Origin of the sequence: Burkholderia sp. E168m23, from assembly GCF_016586125.1 — a bacterium.
Taxonomy (GTDB): domain Bacteria; phylum Pseudomonadota; class Gammaproteobacteria; order Burkholderiales; family Burkholderiaceae; genus Burkholderia; species Burkholderia orbicola.
In genome coordinates this window covers 1-6,311 of record NZ_BCPP01000371.1, presented here as the reverse complement: position 1 = coordinate 6,311, position 6,311 = coordinate 1, and the positions used below count along the sequence as shown (strand labels likewise).

7 protein-coding genes are annotated in these 6,311 nt (G+C 64.3%); 4 read left to right on the top strand and 3 right to left on the bottom strand.

Annotation, left to right across the window (positions count from 1 at the left end):
• Nucleotides 1-808 (top strand): AlkA N-terminal domain-containing protein (locus tag JMF90_RS19300; protein ID WP_305790752.1); only part of this gene is annotated, 808 nt, incomplete at its 5' end.
• Nucleotides 805-1,338, top strand: coding sequence for a methylated-DNA--[protein]-cysteine S-methyltransferase (locus JMF90_RS19295; RefSeq protein WP_011694499.1), 534 nt, complete (start codon nucleotides 805-807; stop codon nucleotides 1,336-1,338). The genes JMF90_RS19300 and JMF90_RS19295, both read left to right, overlap by 4 nt.
• Nucleotides 1,339-1,351: 13 nt before the next feature.
• On the opposite strand, the gene JMF90_RS19290 is transcribed toward JMF90_RS19295, so the two are convergent.
• Complete coding sequence (locus tag JMF90_RS19290) at nucleotides 1,352-2,170, bottom strand: helix-turn-helix domain-containing protein (protein WP_011694498.1); 819 nt, start codon at nucleotides 2,168-2,170, stop codon at nucleotides 1,352-1,354.
• A gap of 78 nt (nucleotides 2,171-2,248) precedes the next feature.
• Between JMF90_RS19290 and panB the strand changes: the two genes are divergently transcribed.
• Entirely contained in the window at nucleotides 2,249-3,103 is an 855-nt protein-coding gene (gene panB, locus JMF90_RS19285) for a 3-methyl-2-oxobutanoate hydroxymethyltransferase (RefSeq protein ID WP_011694497.1), read from the top strand.
• Between the two features lie 29 nt (nucleotides 3,104-3,132).
• Here panB and JMF90_RS19280 read toward each other — a convergent pair whose 3' ends face one another.
• A complete protein-coding gene (locus JMF90_RS19280) occupies nucleotides 3,133-3,624 on the bottom strand; it encodes an Lrp/AsnC family transcriptional regulator (protein ID WP_011694496.1) in 492 nt (163 codons plus the stop codon).
• Between the two features lie 156 nt (nucleotides 3,625-3,780).
• On the opposite strand from JMF90_RS19280, the gene glmS reads away from it, so the two are divergent.
• Nucleotides 3,781-5,610 carry a glutamine--fructose-6-phosphate transaminase (isomerizing) gene (gene glmS, locus JMF90_RS19275; RefSeq protein WP_011694495.1) on the top strand — a complete coding sequence of 610 codons (1,830 nt, stop codon included), beginning with the start codon at nucleotides 3,781-3,783 and terminating at the stop codon, nucleotides 5,608-5,610.
• Nucleotides 5,611-5,820: 210 nt separating this feature from the next.
• Here the strand turns inward: glmS and JMF90_RS19270 are convergent, their stop codons facing one another.
• A complete protein-coding gene (locus tag JMF90_RS19270; RefSeq protein WP_197285609.1) occupies nucleotides 5,821-6,189 on the bottom strand; it encodes a DUF4160 domain-containing protein in 369 nt (122 codons plus the stop codon).
• Nucleotides 6,190-6,311 lie beyond the last annotated feature (122 nt).

Here is a 6,311-nt window from a genome sequence, read left to right as displayed (position 1 = left end):
CGACGGCGTCGAACGAATCGACGCGAAGGGTTATGCACGCATCGTCGAATTGCCGAATCGACACGACGGCGGCCGCGTCGCCGGCTGGCTGTCCGTCACGCACGTGCCGCAGCGCTTCGCGCTGGCCGTCACCGTGTCGCCCGCGCTGACGCCGGCCGTGCCGGCCGTGCTCGCACGCGTGCGCCGGCTGTTCGATCTCGACAGCCGCCCCGACGTGATCGACGCGCATCTCGGCGATCTCGCGAGCGGCTCGCCGGGGTTGCGCGTGCCCGGCGCGTTCGACGGTCTGGAGATCGCGATCCGTGCGATCGCGGGCGAGCAGCTGGCGGCGGCGCAGGCCGATACGCCGTTGCTCGCACGGATCGCTGAGCGCTTCGGTCACTCGGTCGACGGTGCGCCGCCCGGCCTCACGCACGCCCTGCCCTGCGCCGCGACACTAGCCGCACTGCCGCCTTCGGCCCTCGAAACGATCGGCATCGAGCGAGACATGGCGCATGCGATCGTGTCGCTCGCCCGTGCTGTCGACGACGGCACGCTCGCGCTCGAACCGATGGCGCCGCTCGATGCGACGCTCGCCGCGCTGCGCGCGCTGCCCGGCTTCGACGAACGCGCGGTGCAGTACGTCGCGATGCGTGCGATGGCATGGCCGAACGCGTTCCCCGCCGACGACGCGTTGCTGCCCGCCCGCCCCGAGCGCACCGACCGCACGCGCGTGCCATCATCAGCGCCGCATGCGGCACGTTGGGCGCCGTGGCGCGCGTATGCCGCACTGCATGTGTGGCGCCTTCATGGAGATGGATTGCGATGACTCCCGCTCACCTGATTCCGAGCCCGCTGGGCGACATCGCCGTACGCATCGAGGACGATGCGCTCACGGGCCTGTACTTCGTCGGCCAGAAATACTTCCCGTCGCTTGCGATCCTGAACGACGCGCACACGCTCGCCACGTCGCCGATCGCACGTCGGGTCGCAGAGGAAATCGCCGAATACTTCACCGGCGCGCGCGACACGTTCTCGGTACCGATCCACCTGCGCGGCACCGCGTTTCAGCGACGGGTATGGCAGGAACTGCTCGCAATTCCGTTCGGCGAACTCGTGTCGTATGGCGACATCACCGAACGCGTCGGGCTGCCGATGAGCGGCGCACGCGCCGTGGGCGGTGCGGTCGGCCGCAATCCGGTATCGATCATCGTGCCATGCCATCGCGTGGTCGGCGCATCGGGCAGCCTGACCGGCTATGCGGGCGGCATCGAGCGCAAACGTGCGCTGCTGTCGCTCGAAGGCGCAGAACTTTCACGCGGCGCGCATCATCCGATGCAGCAGGCGCTCGCGTTCTGATCGACGAAGCGCGTCACGCGGGCAGCACCGGCCGGCGCGCTTCACGCTTCGCATATGCGCCGGGCGTCATGCGGAATTTCGCCTGGAACAGCGCGATGAACGACGACGTCGAGTCGTAACCCAGTTGTGCGGCCACCGTGCCGATCGGCTCGCCTGCATCGAGCAGCGGCAACGACGCGAGCAGCCGCACGCCCTGCCGCCATTCCGTGAACGACAACCCCGTGTCCTGCCGGAACAGCCGCGACAGCGTGCGCCGCGTCGCGCCGACCTGATGGCCCCATTCGTCGAGACTGCGCGTATCGCCCGGCGCCGCATGCAACGCGCGCGCGATTTTCAGCAGGCGCGGATCGCGCGGCAGCGGCACCGTGAGCGGCGCCGGCTGCATGCGCGCGATCCGGTCCGCGATCAGGCACACGAGCGCACCGTCGGGCCCCGCCTCGTCGTAATTCACCGGCAACTCGCCGGTCGCGATCACCAGCTCACGCAGCAGCGGCGTCATGCAGAGGATCGTGCAATCGTCGTTCACGTCGCCGCGCGCGAGGGCTGCGTCGAGATACAGGCTGTGGAACGCGACGCAATCGCGCGTCGACACCGCGTGCGGCACGTGTGGCGGAATCCACATCGCATAGTGCGGCGGCAGCAGTTGCCGGCCCGACGGCGTCGACACCTCGAGCACGCCGCTCGTCGCATACATCAACTGCGCCCACGGATGACTGTGCGCGTCGACGCTCACGTTGCCGGGAATGCCGAACGCGCGCACGTACAGCGGCCTCGGCAGGCGCGTCATCGGCGGCACTGCGTAAGGGTCGCCGGGTTGTCCCGCCAGCAACATAAGACGTCCTCCGAAGGTCATTGCACGAACGCACGCGATGCTACCGTGGCGGCTCCCTTTTTCACACGGCTTCCGCCCATGAGCGCTCATACCCGCATCACCCGCAAGACCGTCACCGCGATCCGTTCGACCAAAGGCATCGGCAGCCTCGTGTCGCTGACCGCGTACTCCGCGCCGATGGCGAAGCTCGTCGATGAAGTGGCCGACGTGATCATCGTCGGCGACTCCGTCGGCATGGTGCTGTACGGGATGCCCGATACGCTGCGCGTCACGCTCGACATGATGATTGCACATGGGGCGGCCGTCGTGCGCGGCGCCGCGCAGGCGTGCGTCGTCGTTGACCTGCCGTTCTCCACGTTCCAGGAATCGCCCGCGCAAGCGTATCGCTCTGCCGCGCGGCTGCTCGCCGAAACCGGCGCGCAGGCCGTGAAGCTCGAAGGCGGCTGCGAGATGACCGACACCATCCGCTTCCTGACCGATCGCGGCATTCCGGTGATGGCGCATGTCGGCCTCATGCCGCAGCAGGCCAACGCGGCGGGCGGCTTCCGCGCGCAGGGCATGGACCCGCGTTCGGCCGCGCAGGTGTTCGACGCCGCGTGTGCGGCCGAGCGGGCCGGCGCGTTCAGCGTCGTCATCGAAGGCACCGCCGAAGCGCTCGCGCGCCACCTGACCGAAACGCTGACGATCCCGACGATCGGCATCGGCGCATCGCCCGCGTGCGACGGGCAAGTGCTCGTGACCGAGGACATGATCGGCGCGTTCGATGCGTACACGCCGCGCTTCGTGAAGCGCTACGCGGATGCGAACGCGGTGATGCGCGACGCGATCCGCCAGTACGCTCACGACGTGCGGCAGCGCGTGTTTCCCGAGCCCGCGCATTGCTTCGGATACGGCAAGCCGCTGCAACTGGCGGACGCGGCCACCGCCGCGTGATGCCGGACGAACGACACGGTGGACTTACGTCATGTGCGTTTGCGCATCGCGTGCGCGACCCGCGCGTTCGCTTCGAATTTCGCGCGATGCGTCGAAAAAAACGTTCGCACGTTGCGGACGTTCGACGCGCCGGTGAACAGCCGCCGCGCGAATTCGTCGTATTCGGCAACGTCGGCCAGATCGGCGATCACGACGAAATCGGGCCCCGGCGACACGCGATAGCACTGCGTAACGGCCGGTTCCGCGCACACGTACGCTTCGAACGCGTCGTAGTCTTCGGCCGTCTGCCGGTCGAGGCTGATCTCGATCAGCGCGGTGACGGCCGTGCCGATCGCGACCGGATCGAGCACCGCGACCTGCCGACGGATCACGCCGGCTTCCGTCAGCCGGCGCACACGACGCATGCAGGTAGGCGGCGATGACAGCGCGCGCTCGGCGAGTTGCAGGTTGGACACCGACGCGTCGTCCTGCAGGATCGCGAGGATGCGCAGATCGAGTTCGTCGAGGGTGATGCCGGCCATCGGCCACTCCTTCCGATCAGAGAGTGAAATTTAATTTCAACATGATAGACTATCATCCGTTAGTTTCATATTTATTTGTTTTTTGAAATTTAATTCCATTTCACCGGCTCTACCATCGCTCTCACTGATCCAGACAGGACATTTACGGAGCGCGATATGTGTGGAATTGTCGGGGCGGTTGCCCAGCGGGACATCCTGCCGAACCTGGTCGATGGCCTGAAGCGGCTCGAATACCGCGGCTACGATTCGTGCGGCGTCGTGGTCTACCGCGACCGCGCGCTGGCGCGCGCCCGCAGCGTCGATCGCGTCGCGAACCTGCAGCGTGAGATCGCCGATCAGGCGTTGTCCGGTTACACGGGCATCGCGCATACGCGCTGGGCCACTCATGGCGCCCCCGTCACGCTCAACGCGCATCCGCACTTCTCGCCGAGCGACGCCAATGCGCGCATCGCGCTGTCGCACAACGGGATCATCGAGAACTGCGATCAACTACGTGCGGAATTGCAGACGCACGGCTATGTGTTCGCGAGCCAGACCGACAGCGAGGCGATCGCGCACCTGATCGACCACCTGTACGACGGCGACCTGTTCGAGGCCGTTCGGCGTGCGGTCGCGCGACTGCGCGGCAGCTATGCGATCGCGGTGATGTGCCGCGACGAGCCGCACCGGATCGTCGGCGCACGCGACGGGATGCCGCTCGTCGTCGGAGTCGGCGAAGGCGAAAATTTTCTGGCGTCCGACGCGATTGCACTGTCGGGTATCACCGATCGCATTGCCTATCTGGAGAACGGCGACGTCGCCGACATTCAACTGCATCGCTACTGGATCGTCGACGCGGCTGGCCAGCGCGTCGAGCGCGCGGTGCAACGCGTCGCCGCGCATAGCGGCGCGGCCGATCTCGGATCGTATCGCTACTACATGCAGAAGGAGATCTTCGAGCAGCCGCAGGCCGTGGCCGATACGCTGCTCGACGTTTCGTCGATCATGCCCGAGCTGTTCGGCGACGGCGCTTGGCGTGTGTTCAATGACGTCGATTCGGTGCTGCTGCTCGCGTGCGGCGGCAGCTATCACGCGGCGCTGACCGCGAAGTACTGGATCGAGAGCATCGCGAAGCTGCCGGCCAGCGTCGAGATTGCCAGCGAGTTTCGTTATCGCGACAGCGTGCCGAATCCGCGCACGCTGGTGGTTGCGGTGTCGCAGAGCGGCGAGACGGCCGACGTGCTCGGCGCCGTGCATGTCGCGAAACGCAGCGGGATGATGCACACGCTCGCGATCTGCAACGTGGCGACGAGTGCGCTGATGCGCGAATGTGCACTGCAGTTCGTGACGCGTGCGGGGGTCGAGATCGGTGTCGCTTCGACGAAGGCGTTTACGACGCAGCTCGTTGCGCTGTTCCTGCTGACGTTGTCACTGGCGCAGGTGCGCGGGCGGTTGAGTGACGACGAGGAGAAGGAACATCTGCGGGCGCTGCGGCATCTGCCCGATGCGATGTCGAAGGTGCTCGCGCTGGAGCCGCAGATCATGGCGTGGTCGGAGTTGCTCGCGAGGCGCGACAACATGCTGTTTCTCGGGCGCGGGATGCATTATCCGATCGCATTGGAAGGCGCGCTGAAGATGAAGGAGATTTCCTATATTCACGCGGAGGCTTATCCGGCGGGGGAGTTGAAGCATGGGCCGCTGGCGCTCGTCAGCAATGAAATGCCAGTGATCGCGGTTGCGCCGAATGACATGTTGCTTGAAAAGCTGCGATCGAACATGCATGAGGTCAGTGCGCGGAATGGGCGGCTTTTTGTGTTTGCGGATGTTGACTGTGGGATCGTGCCGAGTGAGGGGATCGAGGTGATTCGGCTTAACGAGTACTACGGGCCGTTGTCGCCGATCTTGCATACGGTGCCGATGCAGTTGCTGGCGTATCACGCGGCGCTCGCAAGGGGGACGGATATTGATAAGCCGAGGAATTTGGCTAAGTCGGTGACGGTGGAGTGAGGGGCGTTTTCCGCCCTTTCGTGGTGGTTTACAAAGATGTTGTCCTATCGCGCCTCGCTGCATGCTCGAACTTCAACAACGTCGTAACACGTCGCCGGAATCCCACAACATCGAAAGTCGATTCACCGCCTAAATGGCTAGGAAATTCCGCCGTAGATCAAGAAACGGAGCTTGAGCAGTTTCGCTATCAATTGTAGAGATTGATCCGTGCTACATAGCGGAAAGCGACTGAATGAACGGTGATTCAGGGGTACCGGACTGGAGTGCACGCCACACCGCCATCAAGTTCTCCCGGTTCGCTGCCGCCCACGCCGAAACCGACTTGTCGTATTTGCGATCGAGGGTTCCCTCGATTCTCTCGCCTGTGTCTATAGCATATGTCGCGACATGATTGTTTTTACCGTAATCGACATGAAAATGCGCCCTAGCATGTTGTTTTTCTTGATACATCTTAATTTTTATATTCTCATGCTTGAGCACTAATTGTTCAAGCATGCCAGATGCCTGACCACGAGATGGCCGAGACATCAAGTCAATTAACGCAAGTTGGTTTTGGAGTGATGCAAGATTCAGTTCCACGGCGTCTCTCGTCGGATGTAGTGATCGCGATCATATCGGATACACTTTCGTATAACTTCGTATAATGTATGCTATACGAAGTTATTACGGATGGCGCCGCTCGATGCGACGCTCGCCGCGCT

Coding starts and splice junctions, on each gene's coding strand:
- JMF90_RS19295 (WP_011694499.1), top strand. CDS start 805: ATGACTCCCGCTCACCTGATTCCGAGCCCGCTGGGCGACATCGCCGTA.
- JMF90_RS19290 (WP_011694498.1), bottom strand. CDS start 2,170: ATGTTGCTGGCGGGACAACCCGGCGACCCTTACGCAGTGCCGCCGATG.
- panB (WP_011694497.1), top strand. CDS start 2,249: ATGAGCGCTCATACCCGCATCACCCGCAAGACCGTCACCGCGATCCGT.
- JMF90_RS19280 (WP_011694496.1), bottom strand. CDS start 3,624: ATGGCCGGCATCACCCTCGACGAACTCGATCTGCGCATCCTCGCGATC.
- glmS (WP_011694495.1), top strand. CDS start 3,781: ATGTGTGGAATTGTCGGGGCGGTTGCCCAGCGGGACATCCTGCCGAAC.